At 65.4% G+C, this 18,222-nt stretch carries 16 protein-coding genes and 1 pseudogene; 8 read left to right on the forward strand and 9 right to left on the reverse strand.

The annotated features are described in order from the left end of the window. Positions 1-247: 247 nt before the first annotated feature. Both AC1RTA_RS14405 and AC1RTA_RS14410 read right to left on the reverse strand, forming a co-directional pair. The gene (locus tag AC1RTA_RS14405) at positions 248-1,936 is read right to left on the reverse strand and encodes a sensor domain-containing diguanylate cyclase (protein ID WP_492785097.1); all 1,689 of its coding nucleotides are present in this window, start codon (positions 1,934-1,936) and stop codon (positions 248-250) included. A 173-nt stretch (positions 1,937-2,109) separates the two neighbouring features. Further along, positions 2,110-3,180, reverse strand: coding sequence for an ABC transporter ATP-binding protein (locus AC1RTA_RS14410; RefSeq protein WP_492785098.1), 1,071 nt, complete (start codon positions 3,178-3,180; stop codon positions 2,110-2,112). 88 nt (positions 3,181-3,268) lie between these two features. Here AC1RTA_RS14410 and AC1RTA_RS14415 point away from each other — a divergent pair, with 88 nt between their 5' ends. The 8 genes from AC1RTA_RS14415 (at position 3,269) to AC1RTA_RS14450 (ending at position 9,840) form a co-directional block, all read left to right on the forward strand. Further along, entirely contained in the window at positions 3,269-4,921 is a 1,653-nt protein-coding gene (locus tag AC1RTA_RS14415) for an ABC transporter permease (protein ID WP_492785099.1), read from the forward strand. 80 nt (positions 4,922-5,001) lie between these two features. Beyond that, on the forward strand, positions 5,002-5,478 hold the full coding sequence (locus AC1RTA_RS14420) for a hypothetical protein (protein ID WP_014237957.1): 477 nt from the start codon (positions 5,002-5,004) through the stop codon (positions 5,476-5,478). 201 nt (positions 5,479-5,679) lie between these two features. Further along, a complete protein-coding gene (locus AC1RTA_RS14425) occupies positions 5,680-6,135 on the forward strand; it encodes a four-helix bundle copper-binding protein (protein ID WP_130458691.1) in 456 nt (151 codons plus the stop codon). A 319-nt stretch (positions 6,136-6,454) separates the two neighbouring features. Next, entirely contained in the window at positions 6,455-7,009 is a 555-nt protein-coding gene (locus AC1RTA_RS14430) for a hypothetical protein (RefSeq protein ID WP_492785100.1), read from the forward strand. An 82-nt stretch (positions 7,010-7,091) separates the two neighbouring features. Next, entirely contained in the window at positions 7,092-7,475 is a 384-nt protein-coding gene (locus tag AC1RTA_RS14435; protein ID WP_492785101.1) for a hypothetical protein, read from the forward strand. Between the two features lie 430 nt (positions 7,476-7,905). Beyond that, positions 7,906-8,334 carry a hypothetical protein gene (locus AC1RTA_RS14440; RefSeq protein WP_492785102.1) on the forward strand — a complete coding sequence of 143 codons (429 nt, stop codon included), beginning with the start codon at positions 7,906-7,908 and terminating at the stop codon, positions 8,332-8,334. A 102-nt stretch (positions 8,335-8,436) separates the two neighbouring features. Next, complete coding sequence (locus tag AC1RTA_RS14445; protein ID WP_492785103.1) at positions 8,437-9,090, forward strand: HNH endonuclease; 654 nt, start codon at positions 8,437-8,439, stop codon at positions 9,088-9,090. A 63-nt stretch (positions 9,091-9,153) separates the two neighbouring features. Beyond that, positions 9,154-9,840 carry a hypothetical protein gene (locus AC1RTA_RS14450; protein WP_492785104.1) on the forward strand — a complete coding sequence of 229 codons (687 nt, stop codon included), beginning with the start codon at positions 9,154-9,156 and terminating at the stop codon, positions 9,838-9,840. 130 nt (positions 9,841-9,970) lie between these two features. On the opposite strand, the gene AC1RTA_RS14455 is transcribed toward AC1RTA_RS14450, so the two are convergent. From AC1RTA_RS14455 to AC1RTA_RS14485, 7 genes and pseudogenes are all read right to left on the reverse strand, one after another. Further along, on the reverse strand, positions 9,971-11,341 hold the full coding sequence (locus AC1RTA_RS14455) for an NAD(P)(+) transhydrogenase (Re/Si-specific) subunit beta (RefSeq protein WP_152089015.1): 1,371 nt from the start codon (positions 11,339-11,341) through the stop codon (positions 9,971-9,973). Then, a complete protein-coding gene (locus AC1RTA_RS14460; RefSeq protein WP_014237952.1) occupies positions 11,342-11,644 on the reverse strand; it encodes an NAD(P) transhydrogenase subunit alpha part 2 in 303 nt (100 codons plus the stop codon). Continuing rightward, complete coding sequence (locus AC1RTA_RS14465) at positions 11,644-12,771, reverse strand: NAD(P) transhydrogenase subunit alpha (protein ID WP_130458687.1); 1,128 nt, start codon at positions 12,769-12,771, stop codon at positions 11,644-11,646. Before AC1RTA_RS14465 ends, AC1RTA_RS14460 begins: the two co-directional genes overlap by 1 nt. A gap of 239 nt (positions 12,772-13,010) precedes the next feature. Beyond that, positions 13,011-13,394, reverse strand: coding sequence for a hypothetical protein (locus AC1RTA_RS14470; protein ID WP_416244211.1), 384 nt, complete (start codon positions 13,392-13,394; stop codon positions 13,011-13,013). Between the two features lie 74 nt (positions 13,395-13,468). Continuing rightward, positions 13,469-16,582 (reverse strand): efflux RND transporter permease subunit, encoded by a 3,114-nt coding sequence (locus AC1RTA_RS14475; RefSeq protein WP_492785105.1) that lies wholly within the window; start codon positions 16,580-16,582, stop codon positions 13,469-13,471. 10 nt (positions 16,583-16,592) lie between these two features. Continuing rightward, entirely contained in the window at positions 16,593-17,762 is a 1,170-nt protein-coding gene (locus tag AC1RTA_RS14480; protein WP_130458684.1) for an efflux RND transporter periplasmic adaptor subunit, read from the reverse strand. Continuing rightward, positions 17,759-18,222, reverse strand: a pseudogene (locus tag AC1RTA_RS14485) (hypothetical protein); the annotation flags it as partial. The gene AC1RTA_RS14480 and the pseudogene AC1RTA_RS14485, both read right to left, overlap by 4 nt.

Consider the following 18,222-nt stretch of genomic DNA (forward strand, 5'->3'; position numbering starts at 1 on the left):
GTTTAACGGCTGGCGGGGGAAAGGGCGAATCGGCTGGTCGGCGGCGGGGGCGGAATTGGCGCTGCTGCTCTCACCACCTGCCCGCCGGGCCGCACCGGACGGGCATCCGCCGGGTCCATGCCCTGTCACTGAAGCGTGGGCGGGCACTGGGCCTGATGCCCGCCGCTGCGGACCACCCCTGGCCCGGAGCAGGGTGCTAGCGCCAGGGTCCGCCTCCAGCCTGGCCCCTGGCGCGATGGGCAGGGCTTCAGGCGGCGCTTTGCGGCCCGCCGGCGACCCGGTTGCGTCCTTCTTCCTTGGCCCGGTAGAGCTGGGCGTCGGCCTGGCGTACCGCCTCGTCCATGTCTTCCTGCTCCGGCGTGGCCAGGGCGACGCCGACGCTGACCGTGACCTGGTGGTCGATGGGGGGCTGGCTGGCGGCGATACCGGCGCGGATTTTCTCCCCCACCCGGGCGGCGTCGGCCAGGCTGCTTTCGGGCAGGAGGACCATGAATTCCTCGCCGCCCACCCGGGCGATGAAATCGCTCTCCCGCACCAGGGTGCGCAGCGTCGCCGCCACATGGCGCAGCACTTCGTCGCCGCCGGCATGGCCCAGGGTGTCGTTGATGCGCTTGAAGAAGTCGATGTCCAGCATCAGCAGGCCGTAGCTGCCGCCATGGCGCCTCATGCGCAGGAATTCGTCCTGCAGGCGCTCGTTGGCGGCGAACCGGTTGGCCAGGCCGGTGAGGGCGTCCCGCCGGGCCAGCTGGTGCAGTTCCGCATTGGCCTGGGCCAGGGCGGCGGTGCGCTCGCTCACCTTCTCTTCCAGCTGGGCGTTGCTCTGGGCCAGGGCCTCCTGGTGGCTGAGCAGGGCGTCGGCCATGTCCTGAAGGGCCGCGGCCAGGCCACGGATTTCCTGGGGCGCGTCGGCCACTTCCAGGCGGGTCTTTTCCTCCCCCGCCTCGATGCGGTGGGCCAGCGCGGCTAGGCGTTCCAGGGGACGGCTAAAGCGGGTAGCGCTCCACCACACCAGGGCCAGGAAGAGGATGGTGGCAGCTGCCAGGGACAGCAGCACCACCCGCTGCAGGTGCCGCACATCGGCCAGGGTGCGGGTGATGGGCTGGCGTACGACGATGCGCCAGCCCAGGCTCTGGCCGGCAATGAATTCCCGAACCGGGGCCGTGGCAGTGAGGTAGGAAATATCGTCGCCCCAGCCATCGGTGGTGTAGGACTGGGGATTAAAGGCAGCCTTGTCCGGTGCCAGCAGAGTTTTTTCCTGGCCGTCGGGGTAGATCACCACGTTATCCTGGTTGACGATGAAGACGTCCAGGCCGTTGGTGGCCGCGTCGTGGGGTGTCATCACCTGGACCACTTCGGCGGCCCAGCGCCAGTGGGCGTGGGCAGCCAGGACTCCTCGCAGATGGCCGGCCTCGTCGAACACGGGCGAGGCGAAATCGATGAAGCGGACCGGCCCCTGGCCTTCGGCAGGGGGCAGCAGCTTGGCCAGCAGCAGGGCTTCGTGGAGGTCGCCGAAGAAAGGGCCCTGCCTGCCGTTGATGAACCAGGGCCGCTTGACCACACTCTGGCCTACCAGCATGCCGCCGGTAGCGGCACGCACGGTGCCCTGGGCATCGGCCAGGCCGATCCAGGAATACTGGGGATAGGTTTCCTGGACCCGCTCCAGGCTGGATCGAAAGTCGGAGCTGTCCAAGGGGGCGCGGCGGTAGAGGGGGCTCTGGGCCAGCAGCTCGATTTCCCGCTGCCGCTCCCGCAGGTTTTCGCCCAGCACCCCGGCCACGGCGGAGGCCAGGTCCCGCAGGGCCCCACCCCGGTCCCGCAGCAGCTGGGCGGCATAGATGTGGTTCAGATAGAGGTAGGTGGGCAGGCCCACCAGCAGGGCGAGGCCGACGAAGAGAAGGGCGAGACGGTTGCGGAAACTGTCCGGCAGGAATGTCATGGTTTGCTGACCAGCCACGGGCATGGAGTGGGTGGAGGGGCGGGCCCCGGGTGCGGCTATTTGACCACGGCCCAGGCGGACCGGCTAGATCGGGAAAACCACAACGCGGCAGGGCGGCTGAGGGCGAGGCTCATTCCATTTGCCGGGGGCCGCATCAGCCCGCCGCGGGCGATTCAGCCTGCCGGGTTTTGCTTGAAGGCCACCACGTGGTCCACGTCGAGGCGGATGCCGATTTTCTCGCCGAGGGCATGGTTGTGGTGGGAGGGCACCAGGGACAGCACCCGGGCGCCGCTTTCCAGGCGCAGGGTGTACAGGATGTCGGCGCCGCGGAAGGCCTTGTGTTCCACCGCGGCCTGCAGGGGGCTCTTGTCGTCGTGCACCACGTCGTCGGGGCGCAGCAGGATGTCCACGCCGCAGCCCTTGCCGCAGACGCCGCAGCCGGCGCTGCATTCGACGGGCACGCCGGATTCCAGGATGCCCAGTTCCATCTGCACCCGGTTGCCGGCCAGTACCGTGCCGGGGACGAACACGCCCTGGCCGACGAAGTCGGCGACGAAGCGGTTGGCCGGCTGGTGGTAGAGGTTGTAGGGCGTATCCCATTGCTGGATGCGGCCCTCGTGCATGACGCCGATCTCGTCGGCCATGGCGAAGGCTTCGTGCTGGTCGTGGGTGACCAGGATGGCGGTGGTGCCGGCCTTCTTCAGGATCTCCCGCACTTCCAGGGAGAGGCGTTCCCGCAGGTCCACGTCCAGGTTGGAGAAGGGCTCGTCCAGCAGCACCAGGCGGGGCGCCGGGGCCAGGGCCCGGGCCAGGGCCACGCGCTGCTGCTGGCCGCCGGAAAGCTCGTGGGGATACTTCTCGCCCTGGCCGGCCAGGCCCACCAGGTCGAGCATGGCTGCCACCCGCTGCTGCCGTTCGCTGCCCTTGGTCTTCAAGCCGAAGGCGATGTTGTCGGCCACCGTGAGGTGGGGGAAGAGGGCGTAGTCCTGGAACACCATGCCGATGCGCCGCTGTTCCGGCGCCAGCTTGAAGCCGGGGCGGCTCACCAGTTCGCCGTCGAGGGCGATGCTGCCGGCGGCGATGTCCTCGAAACCGGCGATGCAGCGCAGCAGGGTGGTCTTGCCGCAGCCCGAGGGGCCCAGCAGGCAGGCGATGACGCCGGCCTCGATGTGGAAACCGATGCCGTCCACCACCGTGTGGGCGCCGTAGCGCTGCATCACGTCCGCCAGTTCCAGATGGGCCATCTTTGGAGTCAGTTGAGAAGGATTGGCAATTATAATGTGCCGCGGCGCCTTTGCTGCCGCTTTTGCCGCTTCCGGCCACCCTTCCACCATGATCCCTATGCGCTCCCCCCTGCTGCCCGTCGCCGTTGCCATCGCCGCCCTGGTGGGCCTGCCCGTGGCCAGCGTGCTGACCCACCTCTTCGCCGGCGGCACCGGGGAAACCTGGCAGCACCTGGCGGCCACGGTGCTGCCCGAATACGTGGGCAACACCCTCTGGCTGTGCCTGGGGGTTGGCCTGGGCACGGCCCTGGTGGGGGTAGGCACGGCCTGGCTGACGGCCATGCACCGCTTTCCCGGCCAGGCCGTGTTCGAGTGGGCCCTGGTGCTGCCCCTGGCGGTGCCGGCCTATGTGCTGGCCTACGTCTATACGGACCTGCTGCAGTTCGTCGGCCCGGTGCAGACCTGGCTGCGGGAGACCTTCGGCTGGAGCAAGGCCGACTACTGGTTCCCCGAGGTGCGCAGCTTGGGCGGCGCCGTCGCCATGTTCGTGTTCACCCTCTACGCCTACGTCTATCTGCTGGCCCGGGCGGCTTTCCTGGAGCGGGCCTCGGGCATGCTGGAAGCGGCGCGGATGCTCGGTGTGGGGCCCTGGGCCAGCTTCTTCCGCGTCTCCCTGCCCCTGGCCCGGCCGGCCATCGTGGTCGGCGTTTCCCTGGCCCTGATGGAAACCCTGGCCGACTACGGCACCGTCGCCTACTTCGCCGTGCAGACCTTCACCACCGGCATCTACCGGGCCTGGTTCTCTTTGGGCGACCGCATCGCCGCGGCCCAGCTGGCCGCCAGCCTGCTCGGCTGCGTCATCCTGCTGGTGCTGCTGGAAAAACTCTCCCGGGGCCGGGCCCGCTTCCACAACACCACCGGCCGCAGCCGGCCCCTGGCGGGCCACACCCTCACCGGCTGGAAGGGCGCCCTGGCCACCCTGGCCTGCCTGCTGCCCCTCACCGCCGGCTTTCTCCTGCCCGCCGCCCTGCTGCTGAAAATGGCCCTGGCCGAGGGCGATGCCCAGTTCGGCCAACGCTTCCTCATCCTGGCCCGCAACAGCTTCACCGTGGCCGGCGTCACCGCCGCCGTGGCCGTGCTGCTGGCCCTGGTGCTGGCCTACAGCGTGCGCCTGGCCCGCCGCAGCCAGCCCGGCTGGCCCAGCCTGCTGGCCCGGGGCCTGAACCGGCTGGTGGGCCTGGGCTATGCCGTGCCCGGCTCGGTCATCGCCGTCGGCGTGCTCATTCCCGTGACCCGGCTCGACAACTGGCTGGCAGCCCAGTGGCAGGTCTGGTTCGGCGCCAATCCGGGGTTGCTCCTCACCGGCGGCATCGCCGCCCTGGTCTATGCCTACCTGGTGCGCTTCCTCGCCGTGGCCCTGCAGACGGTAGATGCCAGCCTGGGCAAGATCACCCCCTCCATGGACGACGCCGCCCGCAGCCTGGGCCTCTCCCAGGGCCAGACCCTGGCCCGGGTGCATGCGCCATTGCTGAAAGGCAGCCTGCTCACCGCCGGCCTGCTGGTGTTCGTGGATGTGATGAAGGAATTGCCGGCGACCCTGGTGATGCGCCCCTTCAACTTCGACACCCTGGCCACCCAGACCTACACCCTGGCCGCCGACGAACGCCTGGCCGAAGCCTCTACCGCCGCCCTGGCCATCGTCGCCGTTGGCATCCTGCCCCTCATCGCCATCTCCCGCCAGATCGCCCGTTCCCGGCGCTGAGGCGTCGTCTAGCCGCTGCGCGACGCCCCGGGGCGGCGGGTGCTACCATCGACGCTGCCGTATTCACTCAGGATGACGTCATGGCCCCCGCCAAACTGCTTGCCTTCGCCGCCGGCCTCGCCGCGCTGGCCGCCTCCACCGCCCCGGCCCAGGCCGGCATCTACAGCGACGACATGGCCAAGTGCCTGGTCCGCTCCACCACGCCGGCCGACCGGGCCTCCCTGGTCAAATGGATGTTCAGCGCCATGGCCCTGCACCCCGACGTCAAGTCCATGGCCCGGGTGGAACCGGCCCAGCGGGAAGGGCTGGACCGCAACACCGCCAACCTCATCGTCCGCCTCATGACCGAAACCTGCCGCAGCGAAACCCAGCAGGCCCTGACCCTGGAAGGCCCCCAGACCGTGCAGCAGAGCTTCCAGGTGCTGGGCCAGGTGGCCGCCCGGGAACTCTTCTCCAACCCGGAAGTGATGGCCGGCGTCGGCAACCTGGGCAAGTACGTGGACCCGGCCCGCTTCAAGGGCATGGCCATGCCCGCCGCGCCCCAGAACCCCCGCTAGGCCCGGCCAGGGCGATGGCCCAGGCCCGAGGCAGGACGGACCTGTCCGGGCAGGCATGCCGGAGATGCCCATGGCTATTGGCTTGTAGGCCATCCAGGTTATGCTGGCCGCCTCACCACTTTTTGGGCGCAACCGCACCCGTTCAAACAGCGGGGCAAACCCGCCGAACCGCCTCACCGACCCCACGCAAAGGAGCGATCAATGCAACGACGTGAAGTACTGAAGACCGTCGCCGGCGCCGTAGCCGCCGCCATGGCCACCTCCGCGGCCGCCGCCGCCCAGGACCACCAGCATCATCACCACGACCACGGCGCCATGGGCGGCAAAAGCTACGCCGCCCTGATCGACAGCAGCAGCGACTGCCAGAAGACCGGCGAAGCCTGCCTCGCCCACTGTCTGGTGCTGCTGGGCCAGGGCGACAAGGAAATGGCCGCCTGCGCCCAATCCGTCAGCGAACTGCTGGCCACCTGTAACGCCCTGATGAAGCTGGCCCTGCAAGGCTCCAAGTTCACCCCGGCCATGGCCAAGGTCGCCGCCGACGTCTGCGCCGCCTGCGAAAAAGAATGCCGCAAGCACGAAAAGAAACACGCCGAGTGCAAAGCCTGCGCCGACTCTTGCGCCGCCTGCCTCAAAGAATGCAAGGCAGTGGCTGCCTGAGCGGTCTGCCATCGTAAGAAACCCCGGATCGCGTTGCGGCGGTCCGGGGTTTTTTTATGGGCGGGAGTAGGGGCTTCGGACTGAATGGAAGGCGGGTATCGGCCAGAAGCAGCCCCTTGCCCCTCTTTGCCCATAACAGACATTGTTCCGGTGCGGTTGTCCGGCATATTGGTGTTGTTATACTGACAGCCAATATGGCAAATGACTGAAAGCTATGGGCTTAAGGCAGGAAATCTGTTGTCAGCAATATCAATTGTTATACGGGCGCAGGTGTCCGATTAAATTCTGTTAAAAATCACTCATCACTCGGAGCACAGTAATGGCAGCAGATAAGTTTGGTGAATTCGAAATCACGATTGCTCAAGACAGCGGATATCGAGCAAAAGATATTGCCGAATTCCTATTGCACTTTCAGGGTTTGTATATCGAGTGCTTCTCTATTGGAAGCAATGTCTCACTCGAGAAAGTAATCGAGAAACAGGCGGATGTTAATAAGTTTAGAGCCCCTAAATATGGTAGGTTGATTGATCACGTTTCTGCCCTTGAAAAAGCTGGGATCGGTGTTCCGAATGTTTTTCTCTCCGTTAAAGGAATAGAACTAAACAGTCCCCTACGAGTAGTTTTTTATGGAGTTATTCCCGCAATCGCCATGGCTGCGATACTTTCTGGAGGGAAGATTGAGACCCCGGCATTTAAGGCGGAACTTCCGCCTATAGGTGTTGGGATTAAGAAACTTCGCGAAGCTCTCCAGTATGAAAAAGAAACATCGCCGCCATTCGGCCAAGTAGACGAAGACGATTGGGCTCGCGCAATGGAAGAGTATGGTGGTGATGATGAGAACAAGAACATCATCAGACTGCTTACTGAAACGTGATTTCTAACCCTGCGGTCCACCGGACGCTATGCATCTCGCCGCTCAACGATACTTTGAGTTATCACCGCAGCAGCAGCGCCGAGTGCAAGTTGCGCTCTGTGAGCAAGCTCTGTCGGTTTGGGATTCTCTGTGCAGCGGAGAGATTCGTTACAAAGAGTCAGTTGCAGGCACTACACAGAGTCTCGATCTAGCCCTTCCCCGCGAAGCTCTCTTGGCGGTGAAGTCCGGCGCAGCAGCGCCGGAGATTGACCACCGTTACCTGGAGCCCTTGGCGGCTCTTCAAGATGAAGACTTGGCTCTCGATCCCAAGGCAGAATTCGCCTTCTACGCCATTCGAAATTTGTTCGTTAGCGTAGTTCTCAACCGCGAGGTCGATGCTTGGCTAATTCCGAATCAAGCTCTTTCAGCCATTGGTAAAGAGCATGCAATTGCTGCTTTGGAGAGCGCACTTGAAACCGCAACCTAACCCTGCAGTCGAGCGGGACAGCCAACAAGCTGCGCTTGTTGGTTCCCGTCGCGCTCCGCGTTCCGGCTGCCCCTCACTTCCACGTTAGGCGCTACATGGGTACAACTCAAGCACACTGCATTTGCTCCAGCGTTGACGAGCCATTTCTAGGTTTGTCTGTCAGTGAAATTCCAGAGCTAATGGACTTACTGGTGGAAGAGAAGACTAATTTCTGCGAGTGGATTACTGAATACACATGTCCCATATGTGGGCAGCATTGGCTGGAGAAATATGAATCCCACGGCCAAAGCGATATTCCCAGCGTTATTAAAGTTGGTATTGCATGAACACGCCTAACCTCCTAGTCGAGGCGCGGCTTCGTCGTTGGGACGCTACGCCGGCAAGTTGGCTCCGTCCTCCTCACCTTGCACGTTAGACATTTGGAGAAACGATGCCCTTCTTTGAAAGCCTTGGAGTCACGTCGCATGACATAGCACTTTTAGTTGGCTGCCCCATTGGTGGAGTTATTGGAAGCCTTGCACAAGCTATTGTTAAGACCATTGATTTGAACGGTCCGCCAAACAGAGAGGGGGATATGCGCTTGGCGTCAGAGGAGTTGAGAGAACTTCGCGGCCTTTGGTTGCACTTGCGGCTCACACTTGGCGGCATCTTGGGTTTTGTACTTGGGCTGTATTTTATTGGGGCATTACAACCCACATCTGCAACTGCAGCAAAGGTCATCGCGCTTTCAATTATCGCTGGCTATGCCGCACCAAAAGTCTGGGAGGCTCAAGAGAAGGTAGTTGATGGAAAGCTAAAACAACTTGCCGGATCTCAGACAAATCAACTTCAATCAGGGCGTGATGCCACGGATGCCTAACCATTACGTAGAGAAGGCTCCCCCACAAGCTGCGCTTGTAGGTTCCCTTGGCGGCTTCGCAGCTACGGCGGCCCCTCACGTCAAGCGTTGGCCCGAATAGATATGTGGCCATCGACGATCAAGACAGCAGTTCTGGTCGCGTGTGGGCGTCGCTGCGCTATTTGCCACAAGTTTTGTGGTATGAAGATGGAATGTCACCATATCGTTCCGGAAGCTGAAGGCGGGCCGTCCACCTTTGACAACTGCATTCCACTCTGTTTTGACTGCCACGCCGATGTAGGCAGTTACAACCCTCGCCATCCGAAGGGGACTCGATACACTACAGACGAACTGAAGGGGCATAGGGATAACTGGTTTAAGGCGGTGTCGCTCCTCGCCGAGCGTGAGCGCGAGCCGACAACGGACATTGAAGTGTATGAAAACCAGATCGTCGATTTGGTAGGCTTTGTTTGGCGCGAGACATTTCCAGGCAGGCCCGACTATTCGTCCTTTGAGACAGATGAACATGAGACCTACTGGATGCTTGTTCTTGCACATCCAGTCACGCTCGTCGCAATCCATTCTGAACACGGTGGGTCATACAAGATTACGGGCGTGAAGAGACTCCAGATGTCGCTCACTCAAGAGCAATACGACTTAAACCGGCACTTGGTTCTTTGCGATACACATGTTCGCGGGCGATTGTTTCCCTCTCATACAGGCCACCACCATGGCGATGCAAATATTGTTGTCGAAGCAATCTTGCCTGTGGGCTAGCCCTTCATTCGAGCGGACCTGCGAAAAGACCGCCCAGGCCACTCACTTTCACGTTAGCTGACGATGGCCACGCCCCTCGAAATTTCCTTCAACGTTCACATTGGTGACCGAACCGAGGTTGTAACGAGTGACGACCTTAAGGGCTATGCCGAAGCTATTTATCTCGATCATCACGCCGCCGGCCGATATAGCTCGCTATTCGTTCTCAACCTGCTTACATACGAGCGGCTGTACGGAATTAATCCATTTCAAGTCGTGGACGAGATTCGAACGTTGGAAGATTCCTCGAGGGTAACGAGAACGAAACCCGCATCGCAGTTCACCAGATATCCGCTGAAGGGGCTGTGGCACAAGCACTTCTTTTGTTCTCGGTTCATGGCGCACAACATGATGAACCACTTATCCGGTGGCAAGTTGGAGGAGTTGGTGAACGAAGTTCTCGACCCAAGCAAGTCGCCTGTTGTCACGGAAGGCATGATTCGTGAACTTTCTCACCGCGTTACGGTGGATGCGTTCGAGGAAAGAGCTTCAGCAGGAAATTTGACGGGTGAGTGGATCGTCTTTGCTAAACACGAAGAGAAGAATTTTTACCTCTGCATTGCCACGCATAACATGGGGGATGACTTCATCTTTAACAGTATCCGTGCTGCGTGCTGGCCGCAGTTTCCATTTCTTTCCGCCAATATGTCGCGTAACACTGCGGTTGAGGGGTCGCTGCGTGATAAAGCAGCGCAGCGCCCCTTACCTTGAAGATTGAACATCTGCTTTTTCGAGCGGGCAATTACCGTTAAGAGTGATAATGGACCACCACAGTTTTCATCCCTCTACAAAAACGCCGGCCCCAAGGCCGGCGTTTTTCTTTTGCTGCTACCACCTCAACTCACATGCTCTTCAAATGCTGGATGATCTCCCCGGCCATGGGCTGGGCGTCGCCGTAGAGCATGCGGCAGTTGTCGGTGTAGAAGAGGGCGTTTTCCACCCCGGAGTAGCCGGTGCCCTTGCCGCGCTTGATGACGATGACGTTCTGGGCCTGGTCGGCGTTGAGGATGGGCATGCCGTAGATGGGGCTCGATTTGTCGGTGCGGGCCGTGGGATTGACCACGTCGTTGGCGCCGATGATCAGGGCCACGTCGGCCTGGCCGAATTCGGCGTTGATTTCCTCCAGGTCGAAGATCTTGTCGTAGGGTACTCCGGCCTCGGCCAGCAGCACGTTCATGTGGCCCGGCATGCGGCCTGCTACCGGGTGGATGGCGAATTTCACTTCCACTCCGGCTTCTTCCAGCAACTCGGTCATTTCCCACACCTTGTGCTGGGCGTGGGCCACGGCCATGCCGTAGCCGGGCACGATGATGACCTTCTGGGCGTAGCGCATCATGGCGGCGGCGTCGATGGCGCCCAGCTCCTTCATGCTGCCGGCGATGGCCTCGCCACCCTGGGCGGCGCCGCTGATGGGCGTGAACAGGATGTTGCTGATGGGCCGGTTCATGGCCTTGGCCATGAGCTGGGTGAGCAGGGTGCCGGCGGCGCCGACGACGATGCCGGCGATGATGAGGGCCGGGCTGCCCAGGACGTAACCCTCGAAACCCACGGCCAGGCCGGTGAAGGCGTTGAAGAGGGAGATCACCACCGGCATGTCGGCGCCGCCGATGGGCAGGGTCACCACCAGGCCCAGTAGCAGGGCCAGGGCGAAGAAGGCCAGGATCAGCCCGGGGCCTGCATTTTCGGCCAGCACCAGGGCAGCGCCCAGGCCCACCACCAGCAAGGCCAGCAGCACGTTGACGACATTCTGGGCGGGCAGCCGGTAGGCCTTTTTCAGCAGGCCCTGGAGCTTGGCGAAGGCGACGCAGGAGCCGGTGAAGGAGACGGCGCCGATGAGGGCGCCGATCACCGCCAGGGTGACGGTCACCAGGCCGTGGGCCTCGCCCCGGGCCAGTTCCACGGCGGCGATGGCGGCCGCGGCGCCACCGCCCATGCCGTTGTAGATGGCCACCATCTGGGGCATGTCGGTCATCTTCACCTTCTTCGCCGACAGCCAGGCGCCGACGGTGCCGAGGGCCAGGGCCAGGGCCATCAGGCCCAGGTTGTGCAGGTCCGGCACGAGGAAGGTGGCGGCCACCGCCACCACCATGCCGACGCCGGCCCGCAGGATGCCCTGGCGGGCGCTGGCCGGGGAACTCATGCCCTTGAGGCCGACGATGAAGAGCAGGGCGCCGAGGAACCAGGGCAGCTGGACGTAGAGGGGCAGGTTCATTTACGCACCCTCCTTGCCGCCGGCCCGCTTGCCGGGCTGGAACATGGCCAGCATGCGCTCGGTGACGACGTAGCCGCCGGCGGCGTTGGCCGCCCCCAGAGCCACGGCGAAGAAGCCGATGGCCTGCTCCAGGGGCGTTTCGGCCCGGCCCAGGGCCAGCATGGCGCCCACCACCACGACGCCGTGGATGAAGTTGGAGCCCGACATGAGGGGGGTGTGCAGGATCACCGGCACCCGGGCAATGATCTCGTAGCCGGTGAAGGCGGCGAGCATGAAGATGTAGATCGCGATAAAGCCGTCCATTACGCCTCTCCCATGGCTTGTCTGACGCCGTTGTGCGTCGTCTTTCCGTCGCGGCACAGCAGGGTGCCGGCCACCACCTCGTCCTCCCAGTCGAAGGCCAGACGGCCTTCCTTGATCCAGGGCGAGAGGAAGTTGTAGAGGTTCTTGGCGTACAGCTCCGAGGCGTGGGTCGGCATGCGGGAAGCCAGGTTGAGGGGGCCGTGGATGTTCACGTCGTTGGCCACCACGTGTTCCCCCGGCTGGGTCAGGGCGCAGTTGCCGCCGGATTCGGCGGCCATGTCCACGATCACGGCGCCGTACTTCATGCCCTTGATCATGTCGGTGGTGACGATCACCGGCGCCTTCTTGCCGGGGATGGCGGCGGTGGTGATGACCACGTCGGCCTGGGCTACGGCCTTGGCCAGGCGCTCGGCCTGGCGTGCCTTCTCCTCGGCCGACAGCTCCCGGGCGTAGCCGCCGGCGCCATCGGCGGAGACGCCGGTGTCCACGAACTTGGCGCCCAGGGATTCGATCTGCTCCTTGGCGGCGGCGCGCACGTCGTAGGCTTCCACCATGGCGCCGAGGCGCTTGCAGGTGGCGATGGCCTGGAGGCCGGCGACGCCGGCACCGATGACCAGCACCCGGGCCGGGCGGATGGTGCCGGCGGCGGTGGTCAGCATGGGGAAGAACTTGGTGCAGCGGGCGGCGGCGATGAGGCCGCACTGGTAACCGGCACAGGAGGCCTGGGAGGAGAGGGCATCCATGCTCTGGGCCCGGGAAATGCGGGGCAGCAGCTCCAGGGCGAAGGCGGTGATGCGGCGTGCGTTGAGGGCCGCCAGGCGGGCCGGGTCCTCGAAGGGCTTGAGCAGGCCGATGAGGGTCGATCCTTCCGGCATGGCGGCGATTTCCTCGGCGCTGGGGGGCGTTACCCGCAGCACCAGGTCGGCGCCGCCGTAGGCCTCGGCGATGCCGGGCACGGCCTGGACTTCCGGGTAGTCGCTGTCGAGAAAGTGACTTTCGCTGCCCGCACTCTGCTCCATGCGGATGGCGGCCCCGAGGGCCATGAATTTCCTGGCGGTTTCAGGCACCAGCGCCACCCGGCGTTCGCCGGACGCTCGTTCCCGAACCACCGCGATGTTCAGCGGCATGGTGATGTTCTCCCAAAGACAAAGTGATGAAACTGTTTTATTTGCCCGGGATTATGGTGTTCGGGTAGCGGGTGCTGTATTAGGGGATACCCTACGCCTGAGTATGGAAAAGGGCCTGGGTGGGGCGCATCGGGCCTCGCTCAGGGCCGATTCGCCCGGCGTCGGCCAGAGTGGGCGTTGCTGGCAAGAAAAAGCCCCGCCGGATCGCTCCGGCGGGGCTTTTGTTTTGCTTTGCTCCCTTACTTCACTTCAAAGCGGGCCTGCAGGGGCTTGCGTCCGGGCAGTTCCACCGCGGCCACCACCTTGGCGCCAGGCTTGAGGCTGGCGGTGGTTTCCAGGCGGTTTTCTGCTGCCGGGGCCAGTTGCAGTTCGCGCTTGGCGCCGCCTTCCAGCACCGTCAGGCGGGCCTTGCCGCCCTGCACCGGCACCGGGGCGCCGTGCTGGGTGACGTAGAGGGCCACCTTGCCGGCCTGGTTCACCAGTTCCAGCTGGGCTTCGCCCGCTTCGGCGAAGATGCCGCCGTATTGGGGCTGGCCGTGTTCGGCATGGGCCATCACGGCGGCGGGGGCGGCCAGGGCGGCGGCCAGCAGCAGGGAGGAAGCGAGGGTGTGCAGTTTTTTCATGGCAGTGCTCCTTGGCAAATGGGAAATGATGGGTATGGGATGGAGGTTGGAAAATGGGCGCAGCATGGGCCGGCTCACAGGGCTTCGCCGCCGGCTTCCGCCAGCAGCCGTTCCGCCGCCGGCCGGGCATGGCGCCAGAACAGCAGGGGGGTGAGGAAGGTGTCGAGCAGGGTGGAGCTGATGAGGCCGGAGAAGATCACCACCGCCACCGGGTGCAGGATTTCCGTGCCCGGCTCGCCGGCTTCGAAGAGCAGGGGCGCCAGGGCGAAGGCCGCCACCAGGGCGGTCATCAGTACCGGTGTCAGGCGTTCCAGGGAGCCGCGGATGATCATTTCCTTGGTGAAGCCTTCGCCCTCGAAGCGCATCAGGTTGAGGAAGTGGCTGACCTTGAGGATGCCGTTGCGGGTGGCGATGCCGGCCAGGGTGATGAAGCCGATGAGGGCGGCGATGGAGAGGGGCTGGCCCGAGAGCCACAGGCCGATGACGCTGCCCACCAGTGCCAGGGGCACGTTGGCCATGATCAGCCCGGCCAGCAGGCCGGAGCGGTAGCGGCTGTAGAGCACCAGGAAGATCATCAGGGCCGAGACCAGGGAGAGCAGGCCGATGCGCCGGGCCGCCTCCTCCTGGGCCTGGAACTGGCCGCCCAGGGTGACGAAGTAGCCCTGGGGCAGGGGATGGGCCGCCACCACGGCGCGGATGTCCGCCACCACGTCGGAGAGGGCCCGGCCCTGGGCGTTGGCGGAAATCACCAGGCGGCGCCGGCCGTCGTCCCGGGAGATCTGGTTGGGGCCGTCCGACTCCTCGATCTGGGCCACCTTGGCCAGGGGCACCCGGCCCGCCGGCGTCTCGATCAGCAGCTGCTCCAGCCCGGTGGTGCCCCGGGCGCTTTCGGGCAGGCGCAGCACCAGGGCGAAGCGGCGGTTGCCTTCCACCACCTGGGTGATGCGCTCCCCGTCCACCAGGGACTGCAGGCTGGCCAGCAGCTGGGCCGTGGACAGCCCGTACTGGGCCGCCGCCCCCGCATCGATGCGCACCTGGATCTGGGGCGAGAGCACCTGCTTTTCGATCTCCAGGTCGGCCAGGCCGGGGATGGCCTTGAGCCGTTCCTGCAGGGGGCCGGCCTGGGCCCGCAGCACGTCCAGATCGTCGCCGAAGATCTTGATGGCGATCTGGGCCCGCACCCCGGAGAGCATGTGGTCGATGCGGTGGGAGATGGGCTGGCCCAGGTTGAGGGAGGCCGGCAGCACCGAGAGGCGTTGGCGCAGGTCGGCGAAGACTTCCTCCTTGCTGCGTTTGGAGGGCGTCAGGCGGATGTCCAGCTCGGTCACATGGACCCCTTCGGCGTGCTCGTCCAGCTCGGCCCGGCCGGAGCGGCGGCCCACGTGTTCCACCTCGGGCACCTGGCGCACCAGTTTTTCCGCCTGGCTGGCCATGCGCACCGACTCGGCCAGGGTGGCGCCGGGGTTGAGGCGCAGGGAGAGGATCAGGGCGCCCTCGTTGAAAGGCGGCAGGAAGGTGGTGGGAAAGAAGGGAATGGCCGCCAGGGCCAGCAGCACCGCCGCCGCCGTGCCCGCCAGCACCGGCCGGGGCCTGGCCAGGACCCGCTGCAGCAGGGTCCGGTAGCGTTCCTTGAGCCAGCGCACCAGGCGGGTGTCGCCGTCGTGCAGGTGCTTCATCTTCGGCAGTAGGTACCAGGCCAGCACCGGGGTCAGGGTCACCGCCACCGCCAGGGAGGCGAGGATGGAGACAATGTAGGCGGTGCCCAGGGGGGCGAACAGCCGGCCCTCGATGCCCGGCAGGGCGAACAGGGGCACGAACACCAGGGCGATGATGACCGTGGCGATGACCACCGCCGAGCGCACCTCGACGCTGGCATCCCGCACCAGGGTCAGCAGGCGGGCCGGGCTCAGGGCTTCGTGGCGGGCCCGGGCCAGCTTGAGGCGGCGCAGGATGTTCTCCACGTCCACCACCGCGTCGTCCACCAGTTCGCCGATGGCGATGGCGATGCCGCCCAGGGTCATGGTGTTGATGGAGAGGCCGAAGTACTTGAAGACCAGGGCCGTGGTCAGCACCGAGACGGGGATGGCGGTGAGGGAGATGAAGGTGGTGCGGAAGTTGCCGAGGAAGAGGAACAGCACCGCGGCGACGAAGACCGAGGCGGCCAGCAGCTTCACCTCCAGGTTGTTGATGGAGGCCTCGATGAAGTTGGCCTGGCGGAAGGTCACCCGGGGCGCCGCCAGGCCCGGCGGCAGGGCCTTCTCCATGTCGGCCAGGGCCGCTTCCACGGTGCGCGTCAGGGCCACGGTGTCCGCCGCCGGCTGCTTCTGTACCGACAGGATCACTGCCGGACCGCCGTCGTAGCCCGCGTCGCCGCGCTTGATGGCCGGGGCGAAGGTGACGTTGGCGATCTGCCGCAGCAGGATGGGCTGGCCGTTTTTGGCGGTGACGGCCAGGTTCTGCAGGTCCTCCAGACGGGAGGTACGGCCCAGGTGGCGGATCAGATATTCCCGGCCGTTGAGTTCTAGGAAGCCGCCGGAGGTGTTGGCGGCGTAGCCCTGCAGGGCCACCTTCAGCTGCTCCAGGGAAATGTCCAGACTGCCCATGAGACGGGTGTCCGGCTGCACCTGGAACTGGCGTACCTCGCCGCCGATGGGAATCACCTGGGCCACCCCGGGGATGGACAGCAGCCGGGGCCGCAGCACCCAGTCGGCGTATTCCCGCACTGCCATGGGCGTGGTCTTGGCCGGGTCGATGGGGATGGCGATGAGCAGGATCTCGCCCATGATGGAGGAGACCGGCGCCATGCGCGGCGTCACCGCCGGCGGCAGGGCTCCCTCCAGGGTGGTGAGGCGCTCGGCCACCATCTGCCGGGCCCGGTAGATGTCCGTCTCCCAGTCGAAGCTGAGGTAGAGGATGGACAGGCCGGCGGAAGAGACGGAGCGGATGCCCGCCACCCCGGGCAGGCCGTTCATGGCTGTTTCCAGGGGGAAGGTGACCAGCTGTTCCACCTCCTCCGGGGCCATGCCACCGGCCTCGCTCATGAGGGTGACGGTGGGGCGGTTGAGGTCGGGAAAGACGTCCACCGGCGTGCGCGACAATTGCAGGCCGCCGAAGACCATCAGGGCGAAGGCCGCGGCCAGCACCAGGAGGCGGTTGGCCAGGCTGTTTTCCAGGAGCCACTTGAACATGCCGGTTCTCCTAGCGCACCTGGTTGAGCAGGGGGGCGCCCTGCACCACCACCCGGTCGCCCGGGGCCAGGCCCTGGGTCACCGCCACCCGGGCCCCGTCCAGGGGCTGGTAGCGGATGGCCCGGGGCTCGAACAGCTCGGGGCTGCGCTTGACCCAGAGGATGGTCTCGTTGCTCGGATTCTTCACCAGGGCCGTGGCCGGCACGGCCGCCGCCTCCAGGGTGCCCTTGAGGCGCACCTGGACCTTCACCGGCTGGCCCAGGGCCAGCCACTGGCCGACGCCGGCGCTGTGGTTGTCGAAGATCACCGGCAGGGCCTGCTCCTTGAGGCGCCGTCCGGCGCCGAGGAATTCCAGGGGAATGACTCGGGGCGCGGCCGGCCCGGCACCGGCGCCGCCTTCGCTGACGGCGACACTGGCCGCCTCGATGGCTTCGGCAGCCAAGGGCGTGTAGGCCATGGCCTCGATGTGCAGGCTGTCCGGGTCCACCACCTCGAAGATGATGTCCCGGGCCTCCACGATCTGGCCCGCCATGCCGTTGGCGGCGGCGATGACGCCGGTCACCGGCGCCACCAGGGTGTCCCGGTTGGAGAGGCCGCCGCCCACCGCCGCGATGCGGCCCTTGAGGCTCTTCACCTCGCTCTCGGCCGCCTCGATGTCCTTGCGCGGCACCGTGTCGGCCAGTTCCTGCAGCCGGGCCAGGCGCTTTTCCGCCAGGCTGCGGGCGGCCTGCAGCTCGGCCAGCAGGGCGCTCTGGTTGGAACGCTCGATCTGGCCGGCGCTGGGCACCACGTAGGCCAGCACCTGGCCTTTCTGCACCTTCTGGCCAACGCTGGGCAGGCCCGCCGGACCCGGCTCCAGGCGCCCGGCCAGCATGGACTGGACGCGGCCGCCCTTGTGGGGGTCCATGATCACCGTGGCGTTCAGCTCCAGGGTGCGGGGCAGGGGGCCGGGAGTGACCGGCAGGGTGCGGATCTCGATCTGGCGCTGGCTGGCCTTGGGCAGGAAGACGCTGCCGTCGGCCTGGCGCCGGGGTGCATCGCCGGAGACCGGGGCGGCGGCTTCGTCGCCGTGGCCTTCGTGGGCCTGCAGGGGCATGGCCGGCAGGGCCAGAGCGGCGCCCAGGCAGGCGGCGAGGGATGCCCGCAGCAGCAGGCGGGACGGGATTCTACGGGCGCTCATACGGCACCTCCTTGTCGTTGCTGACGGCGGCGCCATGCCAGGCCAAGGCCCAGCAGCAGTGCGGCTGCCAGGGCAAGGCCGGCCAGCAGGGCCGTGGATATTGGGCTGGAGGCCAGGGCGTGATCCTCATGCACGTCCAGGTCCCCCAGCAGCAGGTCGCTTTCTTCCGCCTGTCCCTCGGTGGCGGGCAGGCTCAGGGTGAAGGTCAGGCTGTGCTCGCCGGCCTGTTGCAGGGCGGGCAGCAGGGCGGCGTCGCTAAGCAGGTAGTCGCCGTGCTCGGGGCGGAAGGCGGCGACGGCGCTCTGGCCGCCGCTTTCCACTTCCAGCCGGGCGTTGAGCACCGGGGTGTTGTCGGCGCTGCGGTCCAGCCACAGCACCAGCCCTTCGGGACGCAGCCGGCCCACCAGTTCGAACTGGTCGGAGACGGCCTCCACCCGGGGGCTGGGGGCGGGGCTGCCGG

The organism is Azospira sp. MPR-E4, assembly GCF_058809645.1.

Excerpts from the sequence above, each read along its gene's own strand:
- AC1RTA_RS14470 (WP_416244211.1), bottom strand. The coding sequence starts at position 13,394 with ATGAAAAAACTGCACACCCTCGCTTCCTCCCTGCTGCTGGCCGCCGCC.
- AC1RTA_RS14405 (WP_492785097.1), bottom strand. The coding sequence starts at position 1,936 with ATGACATTCCTGCCGGACAGTTTCCGCAACCGTCTCGCCCTTCTCTTC.
- AC1RTA_RS14455 (WP_152089015.1), bottom strand. The coding sequence starts at position 11,341 with ATGAACCTGCCCCTCTACGTCCAGCTGCCCTGGTTCCTCGGCGCCCTG.
- AC1RTA_RS14415 (WP_492785099.1), top strand. The coding sequence starts at position 3,269 with ATGATCCCTATGCGCTCCCCCCTGCTGCCCGTCGCCGTTGCCATCGCC.
- AC1RTA_RS14430 (WP_492785100.1), top strand. The coding sequence starts at position 6,455 with ATGGCAGCAGATAAGTTTGGTGAATTCGAAATCACGATTGCTCAAGAC.
- AC1RTA_RS14420 (WP_014237957.1), top strand. The coding sequence starts at position 5,002 with ATGGCCCCCGCCAAACTGCTTGCCTTCGCCGCCGGCCTCGCCGCGCTG.
- AC1RTA_RS14425 (WP_130458691.1), top strand. The coding sequence starts at position 5,680 with ATGCAACGACGTGAAGTACTGAAGACCGTCGCCGGCGCCGTAGCCGCC.
- AC1RTA_RS14480 (WP_130458684.1), bottom strand. The coding sequence starts at position 17,762 with ATGAGCGCCCGTAGAATCCCGTCCCGCCTGCTGCTGCGGGCATCCCTC.
- AC1RTA_RS14440 (WP_492785102.1), top strand. The coding sequence starts at position 7,906 with ATGCCCTTCTTTGAAAGCCTTGGAGTCACGTCGCATGACATAGCACTT.
- AC1RTA_RS14410 (WP_492785098.1), bottom strand. The coding sequence starts at position 3,180 with ATGGCCCATCTGGAACTGGCGGACGTGATGCAGCGCTACGGCGCCCAC.
- AC1RTA_RS14465 (WP_130458687.1), bottom strand. The coding sequence starts at position 12,771 with ATGCCGCTGAACATCGCGGTGGTTCGGGAACGAGCGTCCGGCGAACGC.
- AC1RTA_RS14450 (WP_492785104.1), top strand. The coding sequence starts at position 9,154 with ATGGCCACGCCCCTCGAAATTTCCTTCAACGTTCACATTGGTGACCGA.
- AC1RTA_RS14460 (WP_014237952.1), bottom strand. The coding sequence starts at position 11,644 with ATGGACGGCTTTATCGCGATCTACATCTTCATGCTCGCCGCCTTCACC.
- AC1RTA_RS14475 (WP_492785105.1), bottom strand. The coding sequence starts at position 16,582 with ATGTTCAAGTGGCTCCTGGAAAACAGCCTGGCCAACCGCCTCCTGGTG.
- AC1RTA_RS14445 (WP_492785103.1), top strand. The coding sequence starts at position 8,437 with ATGTGGCCATCGACGATCAAGACAGCAGTTCTGGTCGCGTGTGGGCGT.